The 24,365-nt window shown below is 74.9% G+C and carries 24 protein-coding genes; 10 read left to right on the top strand and 14 right to left on the bottom strand.

What is annotated here, in order from left to right:
* Positions 1 to 35: 35 nt before the first annotated feature.
* Positions 36 to 1,841: a bifunctional metallophosphatase/5'-nucleotidase gene (locus IF27_RS22800; protein WP_052851582.1), complete on the top strand. Its 1,806-nt coding sequence runs from the start codon at positions 36 to 38 to the stop codon at positions 1,839 to 1,841.
* A 91-nt stretch (positions 1,842 to 1,932) separates the two neighbouring features.
* Here IF27_RS22800 and IF27_RS22795 read toward each other — a convergent pair whose 3' ends face one another.
* Positions 1,933 to 3,567, bottom strand: a complete 1,635-nt coding sequence (locus tag IF27_RS22795) for a DEAD/DEAH box helicase (protein WP_420822046.1) — start codon at positions 3,565 to 3,567, stop codon at positions 1,933 to 1,935.
* 388 nt (positions 3,568 to 3,955) lie between these two features.
* On the opposite strand from IF27_RS22795, the gene IF27_RS22790 reads away from it, so the two are divergent.
* A complete protein-coding gene (locus IF27_RS22790) occupies positions 3,956 to 4,705 on the top strand; it encodes a ferritin-like fold-containing protein (RefSeq protein ID WP_052851580.1) in 750 nt (249 codons plus the stop codon).
* Positions 4,706 to 4,718: 13 nt separating this feature from the next.
* On the top strand, positions 4,719 to 5,267 hold the full coding sequence (locus IF27_RS22785) for a hypothetical protein (protein WP_052851639.1): 549 nt from the start codon (positions 4,719 to 4,721) through the stop codon (positions 5,265 to 5,267).
* A 13-nt stretch (positions 5,268 to 5,280) separates the two neighbouring features.
* Here IF27_RS22785 and IF27_RS22780 read toward each other — a convergent pair whose 3' ends face one another.
* Positions 5,281 to 6,105: a hypothetical protein gene (locus tag IF27_RS22780; RefSeq protein ID WP_420822044.1), complete on the bottom strand. Its 825-nt coding sequence runs from the start codon at positions 6,103 to 6,105 to the stop codon at positions 5,281 to 5,283.
* A gap of 115 nt (positions 6,106 to 6,220) precedes the next feature.
* On the opposite strand from IF27_RS22780, the gene IF27_RS22775 reads away from it, so the two are divergent.
* On the top strand, positions 6,221 to 7,372 hold the full coding sequence (locus IF27_RS22775) for an Mrp/NBP35 family ATP-binding protein (RefSeq protein ID WP_052851578.1): 1,152 nt from the start codon (positions 6,221 to 6,223) through the stop codon (positions 7,370 to 7,372).
* Between the two features lie 75 nt (positions 7,373 to 7,447).
* Here the strand turns inward: IF27_RS22775 and IF27_RS22770 are convergent, their stop codons facing one another.
* From IF27_RS22770 to sigE, 5 genes are all read right to left on the bottom strand, one after another.
* Positions 7,448 to 8,152, bottom strand: coding sequence for a hypothetical protein (locus IF27_RS22770; RefSeq protein ID WP_110946158.1), 705 nt, complete (start codon positions 8,150 to 8,152; stop codon positions 7,448 to 7,450).
* Between the two features lie 183 nt (positions 8,153 to 8,335).
* Complete coding sequence (locus IF27_RS22765) at positions 8,336 to 8,818, bottom strand: sec-independent translocase (protein WP_052851573.1); 483 nt, start codon at positions 8,816 to 8,818, stop codon at positions 8,336 to 8,338.
* Between the two features lie 120 nt (positions 8,819 to 8,938).
* The gene (locus IF27_RS22760; RefSeq protein ID WP_110946157.1) at positions 8,939 to 10,417 is read right to left on the bottom strand and encodes a S1C family serine protease; all 1,479 of its coding nucleotides are present in this window, start codon (positions 10,415 to 10,417) and stop codon (positions 8,939 to 8,941) included.
* Between the two features lie 84 nt (positions 10,418 to 10,501).
* Complete coding sequence (locus IF27_RS31220; RefSeq protein ID WP_052851571.1) at positions 10,502 to 11,422, bottom strand: anti-sigma factor family protein; 921 nt, start codon at positions 11,420 to 11,422, stop codon at positions 10,502 to 10,504.
* Positions 11,419 to 12,225, bottom strand: coding sequence for an RNA polymerase sigma factor SigE (gene sigE, locus IF27_RS22750; RefSeq protein ID WP_223291167.1), 807 nt, complete (start codon positions 12,223 to 12,225; stop codon positions 11,419 to 11,421). The genes IF27_RS31220 and sigE overlap by 4 nt, the downstream gene beginning before the upstream one ends.
* Positions 12,226 to 12,329: 104 nt before the next feature.
* On the opposite strand from sigE, the gene IF27_RS22745 reads away from it, so the two are divergent.
* Positions 12,330 to 13,040, top strand: a complete 711-nt coding sequence (locus tag IF27_RS22745) for an O-methyltransferase (RefSeq protein WP_110946173.1) — start codon at positions 12,330 to 12,332, stop codon at positions 13,038 to 13,040.
* Between the two features lie 137 nt (positions 13,041 to 13,177).
* On the opposite strand, the gene IF27_RS30520 is transcribed toward IF27_RS22745, so the two are convergent.
* On the bottom strand, positions 13,178 to 13,345 hold the full coding sequence (locus IF27_RS30520) for a DUF3117 domain-containing protein (RefSeq protein WP_019434894.1): 168 nt from the start codon (positions 13,343 to 13,345) through the stop codon (positions 13,178 to 13,180).
* A gap of 219 nt (positions 13,346 to 13,564) precedes the next feature.
* Between IF27_RS30520 and IF27_RS22740 the strand changes: the two genes are divergently transcribed.
* On the top strand, positions 13,565 to 14,359 hold the full coding sequence (locus IF27_RS22740) for an enoyl-CoA hydratase-related protein (protein WP_052851565.1): 795 nt from the start codon (positions 13,565 to 13,567) through the stop codon (positions 14,357 to 14,359).
* A 13-nt stretch (positions 14,360 to 14,372) separates the two neighbouring features.
* Here the strand turns inward: IF27_RS22740 and IF27_RS30515 are convergent, their stop codons facing one another.
* A complete protein-coding gene (locus IF27_RS30515; protein ID WP_110946156.1) occupies positions 14,373 to 14,870 on the bottom strand; it encodes a DivIVA domain-containing protein in 498 nt (165 codons plus the stop codon).
* Positions 14,871 to 15,058: 188 nt separating this feature from the next.
* On the opposite strand from IF27_RS30515, the gene folP reads away from it, so the two are divergent.
* Positions 15,059 to 15,919, top strand: coding sequence for a dihydropteroate synthase (gene folP / locus IF27_RS22730; protein ID WP_052851564.1), 861 nt, complete (start codon positions 15,059 to 15,061; stop codon positions 15,917 to 15,919).
* A gap of 15 nt (positions 15,920 to 15,934) precedes the next feature.
* On the opposite strand, the gene IF27_RS22725 is transcribed toward folP, so the two are convergent.
* On the bottom strand, positions 15,935 to 16,768 hold the full coding sequence (locus IF27_RS22725; RefSeq protein WP_052851563.1) for an LOG family protein: 834 nt from the start codon (positions 16,766 to 16,768) through the stop codon (positions 15,935 to 15,937).
* A gap of 69 nt (positions 16,769 to 16,837) precedes the next feature.
* Positions 16,838 to 17,920, bottom strand: coding sequence for a succinyl-diaminopimelate desuccinylase (gene dapE / locus IF27_RS22720; protein ID WP_052851562.1), 1,083 nt, complete (start codon positions 17,918 to 17,920; stop codon positions 16,838 to 16,840).
* A gap of 114 nt (positions 17,921 to 18,034) precedes the next feature.
* On the opposite strand from dapE, the gene IF27_RS22715 reads away from it, so the two are divergent.
* Together IF27_RS22715 and IF27_RS22710 are read left to right on the top strand one after the other, a co-directional pair.
* Complete coding sequence (locus IF27_RS22715) at positions 18,035 to 18,937, top strand: VldE C-terminal domain-containing protein (RefSeq protein WP_110946172.1); 903 nt, start codon at positions 18,035 to 18,037, stop codon at positions 18,935 to 18,937.
* 379 nt (positions 18,938 to 19,316) lie between these two features.
* A complete protein-coding gene (locus IF27_RS22710) occupies positions 19,317 to 19,742 on the top strand; it encodes a hypothetical protein (protein WP_052851560.1) in 426 nt (141 codons plus the stop codon).
* A gap of 66 nt (positions 19,743 to 19,808) precedes the next feature.
* Here the strand turns inward: IF27_RS22710 and dapC are convergent, their stop codons facing one another.
* Positions 19,809 to 20,906 carry a succinyldiaminopimelate transaminase gene (dapC, locus tag IF27_RS22705; protein ID WP_052851559.1) on the bottom strand — a complete coding sequence of 366 codons (1,098 nt, stop codon included), beginning with the start codon at positions 20,904 to 20,906 and terminating at the stop codon, positions 19,809 to 19,811.
* 115 nt (positions 20,907 to 21,021) lie between these two features.
* Positions 21,022 to 21,348, bottom strand: a complete 327-nt coding sequence (fdxA, locus tag IF27_RS22700) for a ferredoxin (RefSeq protein ID WP_052851636.1) — start codon at positions 21,346 to 21,348, stop codon at positions 21,022 to 21,024.
* A gap of 126 nt (positions 21,349 to 21,474) precedes the next feature.
* Between fdxA and IF27_RS22695 the strand changes: the two genes are divergently transcribed.
* Positions 21,475 to 22,482 (top strand): GNAT family N-acetyltransferase, encoded by a 1,008-nt coding sequence (locus IF27_RS22695; RefSeq protein WP_052851558.1) that lies wholly within the window; start codon positions 21,475 to 21,477, stop codon positions 22,480 to 22,482.
* Positions 22,483 to 22,553: 71 nt separating this feature from the next.
* On the opposite strand, the gene IF27_RS22690 is transcribed toward IF27_RS22695, so the two are convergent.
* Positions 22,554 to 24,302 carry a hypothetical protein gene (locus tag IF27_RS22690; protein WP_052851557.1) on the bottom strand — a complete coding sequence of 583 codons (1,749 nt, stop codon included), beginning with the start codon at positions 24,300 to 24,302 and terminating at the stop codon, positions 22,554 to 22,556.
* Between the last annotated feature and the right edge of the window lie 63 nt (positions 24,303 to 24,365).

Raw genomic sequence — 24,365 nt, 5'->3', positions numbered from 1 at the left:
CTCGCGTATCCCCCCACACCGCGAGGAGTCGCCCGATGCCCGCCCTCGACCGCAGGTCGTTCCTCGGCCGCACCACCGCCACCGCCGCCACCGTCACCGCCGCCGGAGCCATGACAGCGACCACCGCCGACGCCGCCACGCCCACGGGGGGCCGCCCTGGACGCCGCTACGCCTTCACCGTCCTCGGCACCACCGACCTGCACGGACACGTCCACAACTGGGACTACTTCACCGACGCCGAGTACGACGACGCGACGCACAACGACGTCGGCCTCGCCAAGGTGTCCACCCTCGTCGAGCGCGTCCGCGCCGAGCGCGGCCGACGCCACACCCTGCTCATCGACGCGGGCGACACCCTCCAGGGCACCCAACTCGCCTACTACTACGCCCGCGTGGACCCGATCACCGGCGCGGACGGCCCCACCCACCCCATGGCCACGGCCATGAACGCCCTCGGCTACGACGCCGCGGCCCTCGGCAACCACGAGTTCAACTACGGCATCCCCCTGCTCCGCGCCTTCGAGCGCCAGTGCGCCTTCCCCCTGCTGGCCGCCAACGCGCTCGACGCCCGCACCGACCGCCCCGCCTTCCCGCCCTACTGGACGACGCGCCTGCGCACCCCGCACGGCCGCGACGTGAAGGTCGCCGTCCTCGGGCTGACCAACCCGGGCATCGCCGTCTGGGACCGCGCGAACGTCGAGGGCAGGCTGCGGTTCCCCGGCCTGCCCGAGCAGGCGGCCCACTGGGTGCCGCGCCTGCGCGCCATGGGCGCCGACGTCGTCCTCGTCTCCGCGCACTCGGGCACCGACGGCCGCTCCAGCTACGGCGACCAGCTCCCGCACGTCGAGAACGCCGCCACGCTCGTCGCCCAGCAGGTGCCAGGCATCGACGCGATCCTCGTCGGCCACGCGCACGCCGAGCTGCCGGAGCACCGCGTGAGGAACGAGGCGACGGGCCGCGAGGTCGTCCTCTCCGAGCCGCTGCGCTGGGGCCAGCGCCTCACCCGCTTCGACTTCACGCTGGTCCTGGAGCGCGGCCACTGGCGCGTCGAGGCGGTGACGGCCGACGTCCTCAACACCAACACGGTCCCCGAGGACCCGCGGATCACCGGCCTGCTCGCCGACGAGCACCGGAAGGTGGTGGCCTATGTCAACCAGGTCGTCGGCACCGCGACCGAGGCCATGTCGGCGGCCGAGTCGCCCTGGCGTGACACGCCGCTCGTGGACTTCGTCAACGACGTGCAGGCGGAGACGGTGCGCGCCGCGCTCGCGGGCGGCGAGTGGGCCGACCTGCCCGTCCTGTCGCAGGCCGCCTGCTTCTCGCGCACGGCCGCGATCCCGGCGGGGGACGTCACCATCCGGGACGTCGCGGGGGTCTACGTCTACGAGAACACGCTGGAGGCGCGCCTGATCACCGGCGCGCAGCTCAAGGACTACCTGGAGTACTCGGCGCGCTACTTCGTCCGCACCCCGGCGGGCGCCCCCGCCGATCCGGCCGACCTGACGAACGCGGACGGCATCCCCGACTACAACTACGACGTCGTGAGCGGCGTGACCTACGAGATCGACATCGCCCGGGAGCCCGGGTCACGTGTCACCGGGCTCGCGTACGACGGCGCCCCCGTGGCACCTGACGCGCGGTTCGCCCTGGCCGTCAACAACTACCGCGCCTCGGGTGGCGGCGCGTTCCCGCACGTCGCGGCGGCCGAGCAGCTGTGGTCGGACCCCGAGGAGATCCGCAACACGCTCATCGCCTGGGTCCGCGCGCACGGCGAGATCGACCCGGCCGCGTTCGCCCGCGACGACTGGCGGCTCACCCGCGAGGGAGAGCCCGTGCTCTGACGGCGACGGGCCCCTCGCGCGAGGCGGACAGCGCACGGCCCGCCTCGCCCGTTCCCACCGACCGGCCCCACCGGGGGCCGGTCCATGCCTCTCAGTCGCCCGCGACCGCCTGGCCCGCCGCGGCGGCCCCGTCGCCCCCGGCGCCACCGCTGCGCCTGCGCCGCCTGCGGCGCGGGGTACGCGGCGTGGCGGGCGCGTCGCCCGGCTGCTCGGCAGGGGCTGCGGCCTCGGCGCGGCCCGCGGGGGCACCCGCCGTCTCCGCCACCGGCGCCCCGGCGCCGTCGCCCGCGGTCGCGACTCCACCACGCGTACGGCGGCGCTGACGCGGCGCGCGCGACGTCCGCTCCTTCGGCGGCTGCGGCTCCTGCCGCGCGCCACCGCGCTTGCGGCGGCTGTCGGGACCGCCGAGGTCCTCGACCTCCTCCGCGTCGAGCCCCGCCCTGGTGCGCTCGGCACGCGGAAGCGTGCCCTTCGTGCCCGGCGGGATACGCAGCAGCTCGAAGAGGTGCGGCGAGGTCGAGTACGTCTCCGGCGGGTCGGGGAAGTCCAGCACGAGCGCCTTGTTGATCAGCTGCCAGCGCGGGATGTCGTCCCAGTCCACGAGGGTGACGGCCGTGCCGGTCGCGCCCGCGCGGCCCGTACGCCCGATGCGGTGCAGGTAGGTCTTCTCGTCCTCGGGCGTCTGGTAGTTGATCACGTGGGTGACGCCGTCCACGTCGATGCCGCGCGCCGCGACGTCGGTGCAGACGAGGACGTCCACCTTGCCGTTGCGGAAGGCGCGCAGCGCCTGCTCACGGGCGCCCTGGCCCAGGTCGCCGTGGACCGCCGCGGTGGCGAAGCCGCGCCGCGTCAGCTGGTCGGCGACGTCGGCGGCCGTCCGCTTGGTGCGGCAGAAGACCATGACGAGGCCGTGCCCCTCCGCCTGGAGGATGCGCGCGACCAGCTCGGGCTTGTCCATCGAGTGCGCCCGGAAGACGTGCTGTGTGATGTTGGCCACGGTCGCGCCCGCGTCATCGGGCTCGGTGGCGCGGATGTGGGTGGGCTGGCGCATGTAGCGCCGGGCCAGGCCGATGACCTGGCCCGGCATGGTCGCCGAGAACAGCATCGTCTGGCGCTTGGCCGGGAGCAGGTCCATGATCTTCTCGACGTCCGGCAGGAAGCCGAGGTCGAGCATCTCGTCGGCCTCGTCCAGGACGAGGCTGCGGACCTCGGACAGGTTCAGCTTGCGCTGCCCCGCGAGGTCGAGCAGCCGCCCCGGGGTGCCGACGACGACATCGACGCCGCGCGTCAGGGCCTCGACCTGCGGCTCGTAGGCACGGCCGCCGTAGATCGGCAGGACACGGACGTTGCGCACCTTGCCCGCGGTCAGCAGGTCGTTGGTCACCTGCTGGCACAGCTCACGCGTCGGCACGACCACGAGGGCCTGCGGCGCGTCGGTGAGCTGCTCGGGCGTGGCGCGGCCCGCCTCGACGTCGGCGGGGACGGTGACGGCCTCCAGCAGCGGCAGGCCGAAGCCCAGCGTCTTGCCGGTGCCGGTCTTGGCCTGGCCGATGACGTCGGTGCCCGCGAGGGCGACCGGCAGCGTCATCTCCTGGATGGGGAACGGGGTGATGATCCCGACGGCCTCAAGGGCCTCGGCGGTCTCGGGCAGGATGCCGAGATCGCGGAAAGTGGTGGGAACGGTAGCGGACAGGGTCGTTGCCTCTTCTAGTGTGACGCGGCACACGGCGGCGAGGCGGGTCTTGTCCACCGCGCCGTGGTCAGGCGGCCACCAGGGGCCGGCCGGCCGGCGCGGGACCCGGTCGTCTCGCTCAAGCGCACGCACCGCGCGAGCGGGTCCCTCGTGACACGGGCCGTGCGAGGGTGCACGGTTCCGCTGCGGAGGGCTGGTCAGTCGGAGCCGATCGGGCCACCGACCGGGCATCCGCGGAGGGTCCCCGGGCGCCGTGACTTCCGGGCCGCCGGGACTCCAGCAGGGGGAACGCGAGCCGCCGCGTACGGGTGGCTCTTCTTAGCACTGTACCCCGGAACCGCGCACATGTGTCAGGGCCAGGACGTGAGGGCTTGGCCACGGGCGGGTACGAGGCCGTCGGCGACGGCTATTGTGCACTGCCATGGAGACGCCGCAGACTTCCGCAGACCAGCCCCCGTCCGACGCGCCCGCGCCGACGGGCATCGCCGCGCAGGACTGGGCCTCCGCGTCGGCCGACCCGCGGTACCGCGCGGCCGTCGTCGATCTGCTGGGCGCGCTGGCGTACGGGGAGCTGGCCGCGTTCGAGCGGCTCGCCGAGGACGCGAAGCTGGCCCCCACGCTGGGTGACAAGGCGGCGCTGGCGCGGATGGCGGCGGCCGAGCTGAGCCACTTCGAACAGCTCACGGAGCGGCTGCGCGCGATCGACGAGGAGCCGACGACGGCCATGGAGCCGTTCGCGGCGGCGCTGGACGGCTTCCACCGGATGACCGCCCCGTCCGACTGGCTTGAGGGCCTGGTCAAGGCGTACGTGGGCGACGCGATCGCCGCCGACTTCTACCGCGAGGTCGCCTCCCGGCTCGACGCGGACACCCGCTCGCTGGTGCTGGGCGTCCTGGACGACACCGGGCACGCCTCGTTCGCCGTGGAGAAGGTGCGGTCGGCGATCGAGGCCGAGCCGCGGGTCGGCGGGCGGCTGGCGCTGTGGGCGCGGCGGCTGATGGGCGAGGCCCTGTCGCAGGCGCAGCGCGTGGTCGCGGACCGTGACGCCCTGTCCACGATGCTGGTCGGCGGGGTCGCCGACGGCTTCGACCTGGCGGAGATCGGCCGGATGTTCTCGCGGATCACCGAGGCGCACACGAAGCGGATGAGCGCGCTCGGGCTGTCGGCGTAGCGCGGTGGCGACGGTGGCCTCGGACGGGCCCGGAGCGGCGTTCGACCGCGCGCTGGTCGAGGAGGCGGCGCGGAAGTCCGCGCTGGTGTGGGTGCGCGGCCCCGGGGGGACGGCGCGGGCGCTGTGGCACGTGTGGCACGACGGCGCGGTCTGGCTCGTCGGCGGCCCTGGCGAGCAGCCGCTGGACGGGCTCGGCCTCGTGGACGGCGGCCGGGCGGAGGTCTCCTGCCGCAGCAAGGACAAGGGCGGGCGGCTCGTCGTGTGGCCCGTGGCCGTGACGGAGCCCGCGCCGGGCGGCGAGGCGTGGACGGCGGCCGTGGCCGAGCTGTCCGCGAAGCGGCTGAACGGGCGGGACGCCCCCGGGGCGACCGCCGACCGCTGGCGTGACGGCTGCCGGGTCCTGCGGCTCGGTCAGGAAGGGGAGCCGACGCAGCGGCCTGGCGCGATGCCCACCGCGTCCGAGGCGGCGCCGCCCCTGCCGTCCCCGGCCACCACGCGCTCCCCCACGCCCAGCGGCCTTCCGGCGCGGCGGGCGCGGCGCGGGCGCCGGGGCGGGGTGTGACGGGCCGGGCGCGTCACCCGTCCTCGTCCGACTCCGACTCCTCGTCCGCCTCCTCGTCGAGGATCGCGTCCCCGTAGTCCACGACCTGCTCCTCGGCGGGCAGCACCGGCTCGAACGGCTCGTCCCAGTCCCGCAGCATCAGCTCACCGGCCGCGCCGCCCCGTTCGAGGCGCAGCGGATACGGCTCCCCCATCAGCGCGACGTCCAGCGCCCCGCCCGCGCCGTCACCGGCCGTCACCCGGATCGTCTGCACCCCGCCGACCTCGGCGCGGTCCGCCGTCGCCCGCTCGCCCTCCATGACCAGCAGCCCGTCCAGCAGGACGTCCATCTCGGTGAACCCGATCAGCTGCTCGTACGCCGGGTCCTCGGGGGCCACCAGCACGTACTTGCCGTCCAGCTTCTCCGCCGGGTCCGAGTTCAGCCCTTCGGGTACGGCGTCGCTCTCCCAGAACGCCTGGTCGGCGGAGATGTACAGCTCCTCGCCCACCCGCAGCAGCTCGAAGAGGGCGCCCTCCCAGGACACCTCGCCCATCGCGCCGTCCTCGGCGAGCTGCACGTCCAGCTCGAACTCCTGGTCGGCGGTGATCACCGTGCCCTCAAGCCGCACGGACGAGGCGCCCGCCGCGGCCTCCCTGGCGCGCTGCTCGATCTCCTCGGCGGTGAGCCTGCCGACGCCGTTCGTCCCCGCGTCGGGGTCCTCGCCGCCGCCGCAGGCCGTCAGCGCGGCGCCCAGCAGCCCGACGCACAGGGCCGTGCGCGCGCGGCCTCTCCCACCGCCGCCGCGCCCTGCCGGGAGGCCGCGCCGACGCCGGGGGAACAGGGGGGAACGAGGGGTCACGAGGGCTGCCTCTCGCCGGGGGTCGCGGACAGGTGAGGCGCAGCGTACCGGCAAGGGCGCGCGGCCCGGAAAGGGCCATGGCCGTGGGGAGTTCCGGCCGCCGTACCATCGGGGCATGGCTACCGATACCTCCCTCGTCGGCGAGGACGCCGTACGGGCGGCGCTGCAGCGGGTGAACGACCCGGAGATCCACCGGCCCATCACCGATCTCGGCATGGTCAAGTCGGTGGAGATCGCGGCGGACGGCACCGTCACCGTGGGCGTGTATCTGACCATCCAGGGCTGTCCGATGCGCGACTCGATCACCGCGGACGTCACGGCGGCGGTCCGCGCGGTCCCCGGGGTGACGGACGTCCGGGTCGATCTCGACGTGATGAGCGACGAGCAGCGCAAGGAGCTGGCGACGACCCTGCGCGGCGGGAAGGCGGAGCGGGAGATCCCGTTCGCCCAGCCCGGCTCGCTGACGCGGGTGTACGCCGTCGCGTCGGGCAAGGGCGGCGTCGGCAAGAGTTCCGTGACGGTGAACCTGGCGGCGGCCCTCGCCGCGGACGGGCTGAAGGTCGGCGTCGTGGACGCCGACATCTACGGCCACTCGGTGCCCCGCATGCTCGGCACCGACGCGCGGCCGACCCAGGTCGAGAACATGATCATGCCCCCGTCGGCCCACGGCGTGAAGGTCATCTCCATCGGGATGTTCACGCCGGGCAACGCCCCGGTCGTGTGGCGCGGCCCGATGCTGCACCGCGCGCTCCAGCAGTTCCTGGCGGACGTCTACTGGGGCGACCTCGACGTGCTGCTGCTCGACCTGCCCCCGGGGACGGGCGACATCGCCATCTCGGTGGCGCAGCTGGTGCCCGGCGCGGAGATCCTCGTCGTGACGACGCCGCAGCAGGCGGCGGCCGAGGTCGCCGAGCGCGCGGGCTCGATCGCGGTGCAGACGCACCAGAAGATCGTCGGCGTCGTGGAGAACATGGCGGGCCTGCCCTGCCCGCACTGCGGCGAGCTGGTGGACGTCTTCGGCACGGGCGGCGGGCAGCGCGTCGCCGACGGGCTGACGCGGGCCACGGGCGCCGAGGTGCCGGTCCTCGGGTCGGTCCCGATCGACGTGCGGCTGCGCGAGGGCGGCGACGACGGGACGCCCGTCGTGCTGGCCGACCCCGGCTCCCCGGCCGCCGAGGCGCTGCGCCGGGTGGCGTCCACGCTGAGCGGACGGCAGCGGGGGCTGGCGGGCATGTCGCTGGGGCTGACCCCGCGCGGCAGGCTCTGACCGGCCCGCCGGAGGGCGTACGCGGGCCGGGCCGGGGGTCCGGCCCGGCGGTCGCGGGCCCGCGCGGGGGGCGGGTCAGGGCGTGGGGGTGGTGCGCTCCGCGTAGCTCTCGATGTCCTTGACGACGGCGAAGCCGAGGCCGTAGGCGCTCATGCCGCGGCCGTACGCGCCGATGTGGACGCCGTGCTGGGCCGCCCCGGCGAGGACCCAGCCGTACTCGGACTCGCGGTAGAGGAAGTCGGTGGGGATGCCGTCCACGGGCAGGGACAGGGTGGACCAGCCGCCGCCGTCGAGGTCGTCGGCCAGCTCCCACGCGATGGCCGTCTGCTGTTCGAGCCAGTCCTGGCGCAGCGCGCGTTCCATCTGGGCGGGCCAGGTGCACGACAGCAGTCCTGAGCCCGCGAGCCAGGCGGCGGAGGAGACCGAGGTGGCCTCCAGCATGCCGCTGCCGTCCGGGCTGCGGCGTCCCGGGCGGCTCGCGACCGTCACGACGACGGTGAAGCGCTGGTCGGCCTCGCCGCCCAGCTCGCCGCGGAGCGAGGGCTCGTCGCCGTGCCCGGTGGAGCCGTGCTCGACGGCGCCGTCGGCGGCCATGCCGACCTGCATGAGCCAGCGCGGTCCGGTGAACGCCTCGTCCAGCCCGTACCAGGGGAACTGGGCCAGCAGATAGCCCTCCACCGCGCGCCGCGCCCCGGGCACCCCCTGCGCCGCGCCTTGTCCCCCGGTGTCGTCGCCACCACCCGTGGCGTCCTGCGGTTCGGCTCGACTGGTCGTCTCCATGTAACGCGACGCCTCCTCATTGCCCTCGTCCTGGGCACACCCCGGACATAGGGAGGATAGCCATCCGCATCGGAGCTGTCGGGCATGCCGGAAGACCGGGTGGCGTCATGTGCCCGCGCGCGGGTGTGATTCCACTCAGGTGGCGTCGGGCGGGCGCCCTCCGGGCCGGTTCGGCGCCCCGCGTCAGGTCGCGTCGGCGTCGTACGGGCTGCGCTCCGCGGGGGAGGTCGCCGGGGGCGGCACGACGGGCTTGACGTCGGTGTCCTTGGCGAGGCTGACGGGTCCGGCGGCCGGGCGGGCGGCGGCGGTGTCCGAGGGCTTCGTCAGGTCGGGACCGTCCGGGCGGCTGTTCACCGCGTCGGCGACGTCGGACAGCTCCTTGCGCATGTCGAGGCTCGTGCCCAGCTCGCGCAGGCCCAGGTCGTCGTTGTCGAGGAGGTGCTTCTTCGCGAAGGTGCGCGGGTTCAGGTCCTCGAAGTCGAAGTCCTTGAACTCCGGGCCCAGCTCGGAGCGGATGTCGCGCTTCGCGGTGTCGGAGAACTCGCGGATCTTGCGGATGAAGGCGGCGGCCTCCTGGATCATCTTGGGCAGCTTCTCCGGCCCGAAGACCAGGATCGCCAGCACCAGGAGCACGATGAACTCCAGGGACCCAATATCGAAGAACACCTGTCAGCTCCCTCGCGCGCGCGGTTGTCACAAAACGGTACCCGCCCAGGGGGGCGTATGGGAGAGGCGGGGAGCCACGAGCGGGTAAACGATGCGGGTCCGCGCGTGGCACGGGCCGCCTCACGCGTCGCCCGCCGCCTCCCCCAGGACCACGGTGAGCGTCACGTCCTCGCCGTCGCGCTCCACGGTCAGGGACAGCTCGTCGCCCGGGCGGTGGCTGCGGATGCGGACGATCAGCTCGTCGGCGCTGCGGACCTGGGCGCCGTCCACGGCCGTGATGACGTCGCCCTCCCTGATGCCCGCGGCGTCGGCGGGGCTGCCCGGCTCGACCGCCGTGCCGCCGGTGGAGCTGCCGACCCGGGCGCCGTCGCCCGTCCAGCCGGTGTCGAGGGTCACACCGATGACCGGATGGGTCGCGCGCCCGGTGTTGATCAGCTGCTCGGCGACGTCGGCCGCCTGGTTGACGGGGATGGCGAAGCCGAGGCCGACGCTGCCCGAGCCACCGGCGTCGAAGCCGCCCGAGTCGCCGGTGCGGATGGCGCTGTTGACACCGATCACGCGGCCGTCGAGATCGACCAGGGGCCCGCCCGAGTTCCCCGGATTGATGGGGGCGTCGGTCTGGAGCGCGTTGACGTAGCTGATGTCGGAGCCGTCCGCCTCCTCGCCGCCCGCGGTGATGGGGCGCTCGGTGGCGCTGATGATGCCGGAGGTGACGGTCCCCGCGAGGTCGAAGGGCGCGCCGATGGCGACGACGGGGTCGCCGACGCGGACGGTGTCGGAGTCCCCCAGCTCGACGGGCGTGAGGCCGGTCACGCCCGAGACCTTGACGACGGCCAGGTCGTAGCCCGCGTCCTGCCCGACGACCTCGGCGCGCGCCGTCTCGCCGCCCGCGAACATGACCTGTATGGCGCCGCCCTCACCGGCCGGGCGCACGACGTGCGCGTTGGTGAGGATGTGGCCCTCGTCGTCGAGGACGAAGCCGGTGCCGGTGGCGCCGGAGTCGGTGCCCGAGACGTGGAGGGTGACGACGGCGGGCAGCACGGCGTTGGCGATCCCGGCGATGCTGCCCGGCTCGGGGGCGCTGTCCTGGCCCGCCGTCCTGGAGAGGTGGACGTCGCTGAACGCGCCGTTCCGTTCCAGGTAGACGCCGATGACGCCGCCCAGGACGCCCGCCAGCAGCGCGAGCAGCGTGGCGCCCGCGACCAGGCGGCGCGCGCCGGGGCGCGGCGGGGTGTCCGTGGTGTCGTCCGCCGGCGGGACGCCGGGCGGCGCGGGGGCCGCCCAGGGGCTCCGTGCGGCCCAGGGGTCGTAGCGCGGGGGCTGCGGCGGGGGGCCCGGCAGGACGGTCTCGCCCGAGGGCGGTCCCGCCGGTGGCGTGCCGACGCTGGTCCCGGCCGGTGGCGTGGGCTCGGGCCGCTGGACCGGGGGCGCGGGGGCCCACGGGCCCGGCTGGCCGTAGGGCGGGGTGCCGTACGGGTCGTGGCCCGGGTGGTCGTCCGGCTCGGGGGCGACGCCCTTCGGCTGTTCGGGCCGCTCAGGCGGCCCCGGTGGCAGTTGGGAGTCGGCCTGGTGGCCGGGAAGGCTGTTTCCCTTGTCCATGGCGTGTCCCCATCGTGTGACGAGCCGTCCGAATCCCCCGTGCCCCGTTCCCCCTAGGCATTGAACCAGGTGAGGCGGCCGGGATCAGCGCGGGCTCACGGCTCCGTCGGTGACGGACGGCGGGGCGGTGGGGGCCGGGGTGGGGGACGTGCCGTCGGACGCCGGGGCCGTCGGCGGGGCGAGGGTCAGCAGCGAGACGGCGGGGACGACGACCGGATCGGGTGAGAAGGGCGTGGCGGGGTAGCTCAGCGGGTCGGGGGCGAGGAACGGCATGCCGGGCGGCGGCAGCTGGCCGCTCGGGGCGACCGGACCGAGCGAGCCGCTCAGCGCGGCGAGCTGGGAACGGGGCCCGCGGCTCTCCTCGTCGGACCGGCCGCTCACCGGGCGGAGGGAGGAGGTGGCGGGGGCACCGTTGCCCGCGGCGACGGTGCCGGGAGAACCGGTCCCGCCGGAGGGGGTGCCCAGGCCGGAGAGCGCGCCGCCGATGGCGAAGGCGGCCAGGGAGACCGCCCCCGCCGCGGCGAAGGCCAGCCGGTGACCGCGGTGCGGGCGGGCCGTCTCGTGGATGCGGAAGCCGCGCTGTGCGTCGAGCGTGGCGGGGGCGAGCAGCGAGTCGCGGTCCTTGCCGCCGGGCAGCAGCCCGAGGGCGAAGGCGCGCTCGGCCTGCGGGCGCTCCTCGCCGCCGGGCAGCGCCCGGCCGCCGAGGCCGCGCCCCAGGGGGCCCGCCGCGTCCGGGCCTTCGGGCCCGTCGGGGGGGGCCGACGCCGTCGTGGGGAGGCCCTGGAGGCGTGCCAGGAGGCCCGCGGAGGGGGCCGGCGGCGGGGTGCTGGCGAACGCGGACTTCAGCGCGCGCTGGGCGTCCGCCTCGGCCTTGCAGCCGGGACAGGTCGCCAGATGCGCGAGGACGCGGTCGCGGCTGTCGTGGGACAGCTCGCCGTCCACCAGGGCGGCGAGCCTGTCACCGAGATGCCGGTCGGCCGGGCCGTGCTCGGGAGGGCTGCTCATACCGCCCCGCTTTCCGGCCCGGCGGGCGCGACGGCGAGGACGGACTCGTCCGCCGGCTGCGCGTCGGCGTCCGCGCGGCCACGGGGGGAGCGGTGCGGCAGGGCCTTGCGCAGGTGTGAGCGGCCCCGGTGGATACGGCTGCGGACGGTGCCCAGCTTGACGCCGAGCGTGGTGGCGATCTCCTCGTAGCTCAGGCCCTCGATGTCGCACAGGACCACGGCGGCGCGGAAGTCGGGCGGCAGGGTGTCGAGCGCCTGCTGGATGTCGGCGTCGAAGTGGGTGTCGTTGAAGTGCTGCTGGGGGGTGGGCTCACGGCTGGCCAGCCGCTCGGCCGCGTCCTCCCCCAGGGCGTCGAACCTGATGCGCTGCTTGCGGCGGACCGAGTCGAGGAACAGGTTGGTGGTGATGCGGTGGAGCCAGCCCTCGAAGGTGCCCGGCGTGTAGGTGGACAGCGAACGGAACACCCGGACGAAGACCTCCTGGGTGAGGTCCTCTGCGTCGTGCTGGTTGCCGGTGAGGCGGTAGGCCAGCCGGTAGACGCGGGTGCTGTGGGTGCTGACGATCTCCTCCCAGCTGGGCGGTGCCCAGCTCTGACCCTCGGGCCCCGCGCCGAACGTCGCGACGGCGGTGGTGGTGCCGTCGGTGAAGGCGGCGGTGGTGTGCGCCCGATCTGCGTCAGCGGTGTCTGTCACGGAATTCGGCCCGCCGGACGTCCGCAGAAAGCGCCTGAGCCCTCTCCGCCCCGTGGACGTGGCCGCACCTCCCCTGTCGGCTCTGGTGGTGTCCAGTGGAGTCCCTACCATAGCCACCTCGCCCGTTAGCTCCGGATAAGCATTCTTGACCGGCTTTGACCGCGGGCATCGGGTCCGCGGGCCGTCCGGTGGATCCAACGAGCGGTCCGGGCGTCCTGTTCCCGCCCGGAGTCGCTACAGTCGAACCGCGTGACAGACGGGGACAGGAGAGGGTCATTACCGGCAACCGGCTGAGGAGCTGGGCGTTCGCCGAGGCGTATGGCGAACCTGACGCCGACAGCGCCGGGGGAACGGCCCTGCGCTGGGCCCGCGAACGGGCACGGGAGGCAGGCGTACGCGCGGTGTCCCCCGGGACCGGCGACACCCTGCGACTGCTCGCCTCGACGGCGGGCGCCCGCGCGGTGGCGGAGATCGGCACGGGCACCGGCGTCTCCGGCCTGTACCTGCTGCACGGCATGCGCCCCGACGGGGTGCTCACCACCGTGGACATCGAGCCGGAACGGCAGCAGTTCGCCCGGCAGGCGTTCAGGTCCGCGGGCTTCGCCGCCAACCGGGCCCGCTTCATCCCCGGGCACGCGCTGGACGTCCTGCCCCGGCTCGCCGACGGCGGCTACGACCTCGTCTTCTTCGACGGCGACCGGCTCGAATGCCTGGAATGCCTCGCAGAATCGTTGCGGCTCCTGCGGCCCGGCGGGCTGCTCTGCTTCGCCGGGATGTTCGCCGGGGGACGCACCGTGGACTCGGCGGCCCAGCCCACGGAGGTCCGCAGGATCCGCGAGCTGCTGCGCACCGTCAGGGAGAGCCGGGAACTCGTCCCGGCGCTGCTGCCGGTCGGCGACGGCCTGCTGTGCGCCACGCGCGTGTGAGCCGCGGCGGCGCCCCGACGCCGAGACGGCGCTGCCCCGGACCAGGCCGGGGCAGCGCCGAAGGAATACGACGGTGGAACGGTGAAGCGGTAAAACGCTGATACAAGGAGATATAAAGAACGGCCGAGCACCGGGGCTCAGCCGGTCACCTTCTTGAGTTCCTCGTCAAGGGCGACCGCTTCGTCCGGGGTCAGCTCGACAACGAGTCGGCCACCGCCTTCGAGCGGAACGCGCATGATGATGCCCCGCCCCTCCTTGGTCACCTCAAGCGGACCATCGCCCGTCCGCGGCTTCATGGCCGCCATGCTCGTTCCCCTTCCTGAACCAGCCCGTCTCCACCGGCGCCCCTTGGACGAGAAGCCAACGGACACCGGCGTCGAACACATTGCTCCAGGTCATTATCCCGCATGGAACGTCCCCCTGACCAACATCGGCCGGTATCCCTTCGGCAACGCGTACGCGCAAAACCACTCAATACGGCGATTGACCGCGATACCCCCGATGTCTGCGCCATGCTGAAAGACATGGACGACACGGTGCTGCGGGAAGTGACCGAGAGTCTTGCGACGATCACGCTGAATCGACCGGCGCAGCTGAATGCCCTGAATGTCGCGGCCAAGGAAGCACTCCTGGCGGCGCTGCGCGAGGCGGCGGCGGATTCCGCGGTACGGGCGGTTCTCCTGACGGCGGGCGGCCGTGCGTTCTGCGTCGGACAGGATCTCGCGGAGCACCGCGCGGCCCTCGCCGGGGAGGCGGAGCCGGGGGACGCCATGGCCACCGTGGCGCGCCACTACGGGCCGATCGTCCGGGAGATCGCCGCGATGCCCAAACCGGTCGTCGCCGCCGTCCAGGGCGCCGCCGCCGGAGCGGGGCTCGGTCTCGCCCTCGCGGCCGACCTGCGCGTGGCGGGCCTGAGTGCGTCATTTCACACCGCGTTCGCCGGGATCGGCCTGACGGCGGACTCCGGGCTGTCCTGGACGCTGCCACGCGCCGTGGGCGCGGGCCGGGCCGCCGAGCTGCTGCTGTGCCCGCGCCGGATCGGCGCCGAGGAGGCGGAACGGCTCGGCCTCGTGCAGCGTGTCGTGCCGGACGACGCGCTGGCGGCGACCGCGCGCGAGCTGGCGCGCGCTCTCGCGGCCGGGCCGACGCTCGCCTACGCGGCGCTGAAGCGGTCCCTGGCCTTCGGCGCGGCGCACACGCTGGACGAGACCCTGGCGCTTGAGGCGGAGCTCCAGCGGGAGGCCGGGGCCTCGGCCGACCACCGGGCGGCCGTCGAGGCGTTCCTCCGGAAGGGGACGCCACGCTTCGAGGGCCGCTGAGGGCCGCCGACGCTCAGACGCCGGGCCCCGCCGAGCGCTCCTGGGCCGGGCCGCCGTCCGCGAAGGCGCCGTCCACGAACGCCGCGTTCTCCGCCGCCCGGTCGGCGAACGCCTCGCGCGGGTACGCGCCGCCCCCCGTGGCCTCGTCCGCGCGCGCGGGCGCCTCGTCCGCGAGGTCCTGGTGGTCGAGCGCCAGGGCCTGCGCGCCCGCCAGGGCGGTCTCCAGCTCGGTGATGCGGGCGTCCCGCTCGGCCAGCTCGGCCGCCAGGCGGTCCAGCACGTCGTCCACCTCCGCCATGCGGTAGCCGCGCGCGCCGACCGGGAACCGGACGCGCACCACGTCGGCCGGGGCGACCGGCCGGTCACGGGGCAGCGGGTCGTCGAGCCGGTCGGGCACGGCGTCCACGAGCCCGCCGGTGACCGGGCCGCCCGTGCCGTCGCCGCTGCTGAGCACGGCCAGCGTGACTCCGGCGATCACCAGCACCATCGTGGCGATGAGAATCCAGAACACCCGCGTCCCCTTCGTCGGTTCCTGCCGTCCGCGCCCGCCCCGCCCGCCGCGCGCTCCGCCGATCGTCGCACGTCCCGCCCACGACCGGTGGCCGGACCGCCAGGTAGGTTCGTGCCCCGGGGCCGGCGCCCGCGCGGCGGCCACGGAGGACCCCAAGCGCCTGAAGAGGGAGCGGAGAGCTGAACGGCATGCTGCGTCTCGGAACCGCGACGTATCCCCCGGACGAGCCGGTGATCATGGCCATCGTCAACCGCACGCCCGACTCCTTCTACGACCAGGGCGCGACCTTCGCCGACGGCGCGGCGCTCGAACGGGTCGCGCAGGCGGTCGAGGAGGGCGCGGGCATCATCGACATCGGCGGGGTCAAGGCGGGTCCCGGCGCCGAGGTGGACACGGCCGAGGAGATCCGGCGGACGGCCGGGTTCGTGGCGGCGGTCAGGGAGCGGCACCCGTCGGTCGTGATCAGCGTGGACACCTGGCGGCACGAGGTGGGGCGCGAGGCGTGCGCGGCGGGCGCCGACCTGCTGAACGACGCCTGGGGCGGCGTGGACCCCCGGCTGGCCGAGGTGGCCGCCGAGTTCGGCGCGGGCCTCGTCTGCACGCACGCGGGCGGCGCCCTGCCCCGCACGCGACCGCACCGGGTGGCGTACGACGACGTGATGGCGGACATCCTGCGCGTCACGGTCGGGCTGGCGGAGCGGGCCGTCGCCCTCGGCGTGCGCCGGGACGGGGTGCTCATCGACCCGGGCCACGACTTCGGCAAGTCCACGCGCCACTCGCTGGAGGCGACGCGGCGGCTCGGCGAGATGACGGCGACCGGCTGGCCCGTGCTCGTCTCGCTGTCCAACAAGGACTTCGTCGGCGAGACGCTGGACCTGCCGGTGAAGGAGCGGCTGCTCGGGACGTTGGCCACCACCGCCGTCTCCGCCTGGCTCGGCGCCCGCGTCTACCGGGTGCACGAGGTGGCGCAGACGCGGCAGGTGCTCGACATGGTGGCCTCGATCGCGGGCCACCGGCCCCCGGCGGTCGCCCGCCGGGGGCTGGCCTGACGCGGACGGGGCCGCTCAGGGCTCGGTGACGCGCGCGATCGCCTCGTCCACGTCGTCCGTGACGTGGATGAGCGCCAGGTCACGGTCGGACGCCTTGCCCTGCGCGATCACGGTCTCGCGCAGCCAGTCGGCAAGACCGGCCCAGTAGGCGGTGCCGACCAGGACGATGGGGAAGCGCGTCACCTTCCTGGTCTGCACGAGGGTGAGCGCCTCGAACAGCTCGTCGAGCGTGCCGAGCCCGCCGGGCAGGACGAGGAAGCCCTGCGCGTACTTGACGAACATCGTCTTGCGCACGAAGAAGTAGCGGAAGTTGATGCCGATGTCCACGTACTCGTTGAGCCCCTGCTCGAAGGGCAGCTCGATGCCGAGGCCGACCGAGACGCCGCCCGCCTCGCTCGCGCCGCGGTTGGCGGCCTCCATCGCGCCGGGCCCGCCGCCGGTGATCACCGCGAAGCCCGCCTCGACGAGCCCGCGGCCGATCCGCCTGCCCAGCTCGTACTCCGGCGCGCCAGGGGGTGTCCTCGCGGAGCCGAAGACGCTGACCGCCGGGCCGAGTTCGGCCAGCGCGCCGAAGCCCTCCACGAACTCGGACTGGATGCGCAGCACCCGCCACGGGTCGCCGTGCACCCAGTCGGACGGGCCCCTGGTGTCCAGCAGCCGCTGGTCGGCCGTCCCCGGGACGACCTGGCCGCGGCGGCGCACCACCGGGCCGAGGCGCTGCTCGCCCCGGTGCGTCGTCGCCCCGGCGCGCTCGCGCGCGACGGCCTCGTCCGCCGCCGCGGAATCGGCCGGTACGCCCTCCCGCAAGCCCCCGGGACGGTCCCGTTCGGGCTCCGCGCTGCCGTTCATGCCCTGCTCCTCACCTCTGGGTACCTCCGTGCGGGCGGTACCGGTCGTCGTCCCCGGCGGGCGTCGGCGTCAGGCCGCCGTCAGCCAGGCGCGCAGCCGCTCCTCGCAGCGCAGCACCTGCCGCGTGTCCACCCGCTCGTCCCGCTTGTGGGCGAGATTCGGGTCACCAGGACCGTAGTTCACGGCGGGCACGCCGAGGGCGCTGAAGCGCGAGACGTCCGTCCAGCCGAACTTGGGCCGCGCCGTGCCGCCGACCGCCTCGATGAACGCGCGGGCCGCGGGGTGCGCGAGGCCGGGCAGGGCACCGGGCGAGTGGTCGTCCACGGTGAACTCGGCGACGCCGCAGTCCGCGAAGACCTCGCGGACGTGCGCGACGGCCTCGCGCGCGTCGCGGTCCGGGGCGTAGCGGTAGTTGACGGTGACGACGCACTCGTCCGGGATGACGTTCCCCGCGACGCCCGCCTCGATCCGCACGGCGTTGAGCCCTTCGCGGTACTCAAGGCCGTCGATGAGGGGGCGGCGCGGCTGGTAGGCCGCGAGGCGGGCGAGGACGGGGGCGGCGGCGTGGACCGCGTTCTCGCCGGTCCAGGAACGCGCCGAGTGCGCACGCCTGCCGGTGAGCCGCAGCAGCATCCGCAGGGTGCCCTGGCAGCCGCCCTCGACCTCGCCGTCCGAGGGTTCGAGCAGGACGGCGAAGTCGCCCGCGAGCCAGTCGGGGTGCGCCGCCGCGAGGTGGCCGAGGCCGTTGTGCTCGGCGGCGATCTCCTCGTTGTCGTAGAAGACGAAGGTCAGGTCGCGGTTGGGCTCGGGGACGGTCGCGGCGACGCGCAGCTGCACGGCCACGCCCGACTTCATGTCGCAGGTGCCGCAGCCCCACAGGGTGCCGTCCGCGTCGAGGCGGGACGGGACGTTGTCCGCGATCGGGACGGTGTCGAGGTGCCCCGCCAGGACGACGCGCTCGGCCCGGCCGAGTGCCGTGCGGGCCACGACGTTGTTGCCGTGCCGGTCCACGCGCAGCCACGGGAGGGTCCGCAGGGCCGCCTCGACCGCGTCGGCGAGCGGCTTCTCCGTGCCGCTCACGGAGGGGATGTCCACGAGGCGCGCGGTGAGCGCCGCGGCGTCCAGGCCGAGGTCCAGCAGGGGCGGTTCCATGGGCTCACCGTACCCGGGCGGCGGGAGGGGGCGGGCCGCACCGGCTACCCTCGTCGCGTGCCAGAACGGACGGACGCCGCAGGAGCACGCCGCGTGGTGCGCGGCCTGTTCGGCATGGTCGTGCTGGCGGCGCTGGGAGGCTACGCGTACGCGCAGTTCGTGGCCGGTCCGGGCAGCGAACCGGCGCACTGCCTGGTGACCGCGGCGGCGGAGGGCGGTGAGCCGTACCGGCTGGAGCCGCAGCAGGCGGCCAACGCGGCGACGATCGAGGCGGTGGCCTCCGTACGCGGTCTGCCGGAGCGTGCGGTGACGATAGCGCTGGCCACGGCGATGCAGGAGTCGGCGCTGCGCAACATCGACTACGGCGACCGGGACTCCCTCGGCCTCTTCCAGCAGCGGCCCTCGCAGGGCTGGGGCACGGAGGAGCAGGTCATGGACCCGGTGTACGCGGCGGGGCAGTTCTACGACCACCTGGTCGAGGTGCCCGACTACGAGACGCTGCCGCTGACCGTCGCGGCGCAGGCGGTGCAGCGCAGCGCGTTCCCCGACGAGTACGCGAAGCACGAGCCGCGGGCGACGCTGCTGTCCGGCGCGCTGACCGGCCGGGCGCCCGCGTCCCTCACCTGCGTGCCGGACGAGCCGGGCGCGGGGGACGGCGCGGAGGGCGACGAGGGGCGCGCGGACGGCGGGGCGACCGCCGCGCAGCTCGCCGAGGCGGCGGCCGCCGGGGTGACGGCGCGGCTGGTGCGGGACTTCGGCCCGTCGGCCGACCCGCGGGGCGAGGGCGCGGACGTGACGGTGCCGGTGCCGGACGAGGGCGGCGAACGGCGCGGCTGGGAGCTGGCGCACTGGGCGGTGGCGCACTCGGGGGAGCTGGGAATTACCCGCGTCGCCTATGCGGGACGGGTCTGGGAGGCCGACTCGGGCGCCGACGGCTGGCGGGAGGAAAACGCGGGGGAAAACGCGGCGGGGCCGCCGTCCTCCGTGCTGATCTCCGTGTCCCCCGCGGGCGGGTAAGTCCCCGGAATCGCCCCGGTACAGGTGTGCGGAAATCCCCTCGTCCGGGGAGAGGAACGGAATGAGGACGCCCGCTTCCTCATCCGCCGTACAACATCCCGCGGCCGCTTTTCGTGTGACGCGTCGCGGACAAGGAGAGCTTCCACGGGGCGTGCGCCGCGTGAACACGCCTTGCCGGTACGTGATGCTGACGTGACGTCAATTCCCGTACGTGGCGGGCCGTCCGCCGAATGCCCCCTTACCCGCCCGCCGGTAATTCCGCGCATTGCCAATCCTTTACCCGGAAGGCCCGCAACCTCCCGCCGCTCCCGGCCGATAGGCACGGAGGCAACCGAGGATTCCCTCCACGGCCCCCGCAGAACCCAGGCGAAGGAGCACCATGTCCACCTCCCGCAAGCCGTTCGCCCGCCGGATCGCCCGCGCGGCCCTCCTCCTGGCGGCAGGCGCCGCGCCGGTCGCGGGCGCGGCCGGACAGGCGGTCGCGGCAGGAGCAGAACAGCCGCTGGCCGCGCCGCTGGCGGGCCTGGAAGGGCTGGAGAGCGCGGGCGTCGAGCAGACGCTCGAGAATGTGACGACCGCCGCGAACGGCGTGGTGAACAAGATCGGCGGCGAGTTCGTGACGGCCGTCATGCCGGTCGTCGGCCCGATGGCCAACGACCTCGCGACGGGCACCGGCCGCACGGCGGCCACGACGGTGCGCGACGTCGTCGGCAGCCCGGAGGACGCCCGCGCCGCCACCAACGAGCTGAGCGGCACGGCCGCCTCGGTCGCGCGGCCCGACGCCCAGAACATCGGGCTGCTCTGACACGTCCGACCGGTCCGACCGGCGCGCCCCGCCGGGCCGCGGCTCCCGCCACGGCCCGGCGGCGGCTCACGCCAGGCGGCGTACGGCGGCGGCGACGCGTTCGTCGGTCGCCGTGAAGGCCACGCGGACGAAACGCCGCCCCGCCTCGCCGTAGAACTCCCCGGGCGCCACGAGAACGCCCAGCTCGCTGAGCCACGCAACCGTCGCCCAGCAGTCCTCGTCCCGCGTCGCCCACAGGTAGAGCGACGCCTCGCTGTCCTCGACGCGGAAGCCCCGCCCCTCCAGCGCCCCGCGCAGCGCGGAACGCCGGGCCGCGTACCGCGCGCGCTGCTCCGCGACATGCGCGTCGTCGTCCAGCGCGGCCACCATCGCCGCCTGCACGGGCGCGGGCAGCATCATCCCCGCGTGCTTGCGTACGGCGAGCAGCTCCCCCAGGACCGCCGCGTCCCCCGCGAGGAACGCCGCCCGGTAGCCCGCCAGGTTCGACCGCTTCGACAGCGAGTGCACCGCGACGAGACCCGCGACGTCGTCGCCGCACACGTCCGGGTGAAGCACCGACACCGGGTCGGCCTCCCAGCCCAGTTCGAGGTAGCACTCGTCGCTGAGGACGAGCACCCCGTGCTCCCGCGCCCAGGCGACGGTCTCCCGCAGCTCGTCCACCGACAGGACGCGTCCGGTCGGGTTGCCGGGCGAGTTGAGCCACAGCAGCCGCAGCCCGGCCGGGTCGAGTTCGGTCGGCTTCCCCCGGTACGGCACGGGCTCGGCGCCCGCCAGCAGCGCGCCCACCTCGTACGTCGGGTAGGCGGGCTCGGGGTAGGCCACCCGGTCGCCGGGGCCGAGCCCGAGCTGCGCGGGCAGCGCCGCGACGAGTTCCTTGGAGCCGATGACCGGCAGGACGTTCCGCTCGCCGAGCCCGGCGGCGCCGGTGCGGCGCGCCAGCCAGCCGAGGATCGCCTCGCGCAGCCGCGCCGTGCCCCACACCGTCGGATAGCCGGGGCTGTCGCTCGCGGCGGCCAGCGCGGCCCGGACGAGCGCCGGGACCGGATCGACCGGGGTGCCCACCGACAGATCGACGATCCCGTCCGCGTGCGCGGCGGCGGTCGCCTTGTACGGCTCCAGACGATCCCACGGGAAGACGGGCAGCCGGGCGGAGACGAGGGACACGGGGTGGCTCACTTTCTCGAAGGCGGGCGCGGGCGAGGGCACACGTCCGACGACGCGCCGGTCCCGCGCGGCTGCTGCCGCGCGGGACCGGTGACGGGCGGGGTGACGCGGGACGTCACTCGTCGTGGCTCTGCGGGGGCAGCGCGGCGATGAACGGGTGGTCACGTTCGATCAGGCCCAGCTTGCTCGCACCGCCGGGCGAGCCCAGCTCGTCGAAGAACTCCACATTCGCCTTGTAGTAGTCCTTCCACTCCTCCGGGGTGTCGTCCTCGTAGAAGATGGCCTCCACCGGGCAGACCGGCTCACAGGCACCGCAGTCCACGCACTCGTCGGGGTGGATGTACAGAGCGCGTTGACCTTCGTAGATGCAGTCAACAGGGCATTCCTCGATGCATGCCTTGTCCTTCAGATCGACACAAGGCTCCGCGATGACATAGGTCACGCTGTCTGTCCTCCTCATTACGGTGGCGGCGGTCCGCCGGGGCGCGCGGGGCGCGGCGTCGTCGGTGCCCGGGCTTAGTATCTCCGGTCCGGACAGCGCGAGGCCAAAGAGGGGGCTCACTCAGCCATGGAGTTCACCATGAGCGGACAGCTCGTCGTCCGTATCACACCCTCTGACGTGGGCAAACGGGTGTCGATCCGCTCGCTGACCGGCCCGGGAGATCGCAACGCGACGTTCACGGACACGGTGGGCGTCCTGACGTCCTGGCGTGACGGTGTGGTCAGCGTCACACGGCGCGACGGGCGGATCGTGCGGCTGGCCGAGGCCGACGTCGTCGCGGGGAAGGTGGTGCCGCCCGCCCCCGCCCCACGGCGCGGCGCCCCGGCGGCGGGCACGGCCGAGCTGACGGCGGTCGCCGCGCGCGGCTGGCCGGGCGAGGACACCGCGCGCCTCGGCGACTGGCTCGCCCGCGCGGGCGGCGACGGCTGGACCCGGCGCGCCAACTCGGCGGTGCGGGTGGGCCCGGCCGATCCGGAACCGGGCGCGCTCGTCGCCTGGTACGCGGCGCGCGGCCTGCGGGCCGCCGTCCAGGTCACGACGGGCGACCCCGGGGGCGACGGCGCGGGCGAGTTGCTGAGCGCGCGTCTCGACCAGCTCGGCTGGACCGCGTCCGGCCACTCGGCGACGCTCGTCGCGCCCCTGGCCCGGCTCGCCGACCGCGCGCCCGACCCGCGTGTGACGGCCGACAGGACGCCGTCCGCCGCCTGGCTCGCCGCCTACCCCCGCGTCGCGGAGAACCCGGCGGGCGCGCGGCGCGTCCTCACCGGCGGCCCGTCCGTCCTGTTCGGCGCCGTCCCGGCCGACGACGGGAACACGCACGCCGCGGTGGGACGTTGTGTCATCGACGGCCGCTGGGCCGGTTTCGGCGCGATCGAGGTGGATCCCGCCCACCGCCGCCGCGGACTGGCCACCGCCCTGATGGGCGAACTCGCGCGCGCGGCGCTCGCCGAGGGGGCGAGCGCCGCGTATCTCCAGGTCGAGACGGGCAACGATGCCGCCGCCGCGCTCTACGAGCGGCTCGGCTTCACCGTGCACAGCCACTACCACTACCGCGCCGCGCCCCCTGAACGGTGACGGCCCGTCGGCCCGTACGTGACGCGTACGGGCCGACGGGCCGCCTGGGTTCGGCGCGTGGCCGTCCGGGGTCAGTTCGCGTCCAGCTCCACGACCGCCACGCGTGCTTCCGGGTCCGTCTCGCGGAGCGCCAGCCGCAGTGCCCCCGCGACGTCCTCGGGGCTGACGGGCGTCTGCGAGCCGTCGCCGCGCGTGACGAGGACGCCGTCGAACAGCGAACCGTACAGCGCCGCCAGCGCGTCGAGGTCGTAGGTGTCCACGAGCGTGCCGTTGGCCGGGGCCATGCCGAGGAACTGGTGGATCGAGTTCTCCGGGCTGAAGTCGATGCTCAGGTCGCCCGCGACGACCGTCACGAGACCCGACATCGCGGGCTCCGCGAAGTCCGCCATGGCGGCGCGCACCTGCTCCTCGCCGATCTCCGGCTGCTGCTCGATCAGCGGCAGTTCGACGACGCCGTCGCCCGTGCCCGCCGCGCGGTCGCGGAAGGCGGCCTCCACGGCGTCGGCGGCGGCCTCGGCGTCCACGCCCATGCCGGGCCGTCCCGTGTCGGCGATGGGCCCGTCCGAGGTGAAGGTGATGCTGCCGTTGACGGGGCCGCTGCCCACGCCCTCGGTCAGGTCGCGCAGCGCGACCGTCAGCTTCTCCCGGTCCACGGCGACGACGGCGTCCCGCGTGCGCTCGGCGCCGAACAGCGAGCCGTAGACCGCGACCGGGCTGTAGTCCTGCCCTGAGACGGCCGCAGCGGTCGCCTCGGCGTCCACGGCCAGACCGGCGACGCTGGGCTTCAGCTCCACCTCCTGGTCGCCGAGCCGCAGGACGAGCGGCTCGTTGTTCGCCGCTTCGAGGCTGCTCTCCAGCTGGTTCTGCGCCTCCTGCGTGGTGAGGCCGCCGATGTCGATGCCGAGCACCGTCGTGCCCTGGGGCACGTCGGCCGGGCTGAGGAACAGCCCGGCGCCGTAGGCGATGACGCCGATCCCGACGAGCCCCACGGCCAGCAGCTTGACCTTGGACCGGCCGCGCTTGCGTGCCGCCGGTTGCGCGGGCGGCGGCGCGGCCTTCCGCGCCGGTTCCGCGGGCGGCGGCGCGGCGCCGCCACCGGGGCCCTGGCCCGGCGTACGGGGCGGGGCGGGGCGGTCGGCGTCGGTGATCGGCGCCATCCGCCCGGTGGACTCCAGGTCGGCGATCCCGGCCGGGGGCGCGGGCGGGAACGGGCCGCCGAGGTCCATCGTCGTGCCGGTCGGGTCCTCGTCCTCGGGACGGACCGGCTGGCGGCGCGGCAGCGGCATGGTGCCGGTGACGGGCCCGCTGGTCGCGCCGACCGGACGCGGCGGCAGGTGCGGCACGCCGTCCGCGGGCGTCTCGGGGTGCTCCGGGTACCACGGGTTGCGCGGTACGCGCGGCTCGTGCTCCACCGGGGTGTCGCCGCTGAGCAGCGGGTTGGGCCCGGTGCCGGGACCGTGGTCGGGCTCGGTGTGGCCGAACAGCGGGTTGGGCCCGGTGTCCGTGACGGAGCGGGGCGGCACGACGGGCGTCTGCCCGGTGGCGGCACCGGACGCGGACCGCGCGTCGGGCACGCCGGCGGGCGGGGTGTCGCCGACGACCGGGTGCCCCCCTGGCGGGGTGTCCGCGCGCAGGGGCGGTGTCGTCTTGCGGGGCTCGAACCAGGAGCTGGTCTTCTTGTTGCCCCCCGCCGTGCCGGGACCGCCCGGTGCCTCAGGTGGCGCCGTGGCGCGCGGCGGCGCGGCGGCGGCGGGCGGCGGCGCGGCCTCGGCGGCGCCCTCCGCCGTGTCCTCGGCGTCCTGCACCGTCTCACGCACCACGATGGGAGGGATCGGCCGGGACCCGGGGATGTTGATCCGGGCGCGCGTCGTCAGCGTGGTCTC

Origin of the sequence: Streptomyces avicenniae (assembly GCF_000719135.1) — a bacterium.
Classification (GTDB): Bacteria; Actinomycetota; Actinomycetes; order Streptomycetales; family Streptomycetaceae; genus Streptomyces; species Streptomyces avicenniae.
The sequence above is the reverse complement of the archived record's forward strand: the minus strand, read 5'-3'. Positions and strand labels throughout refer to the sequence as shown.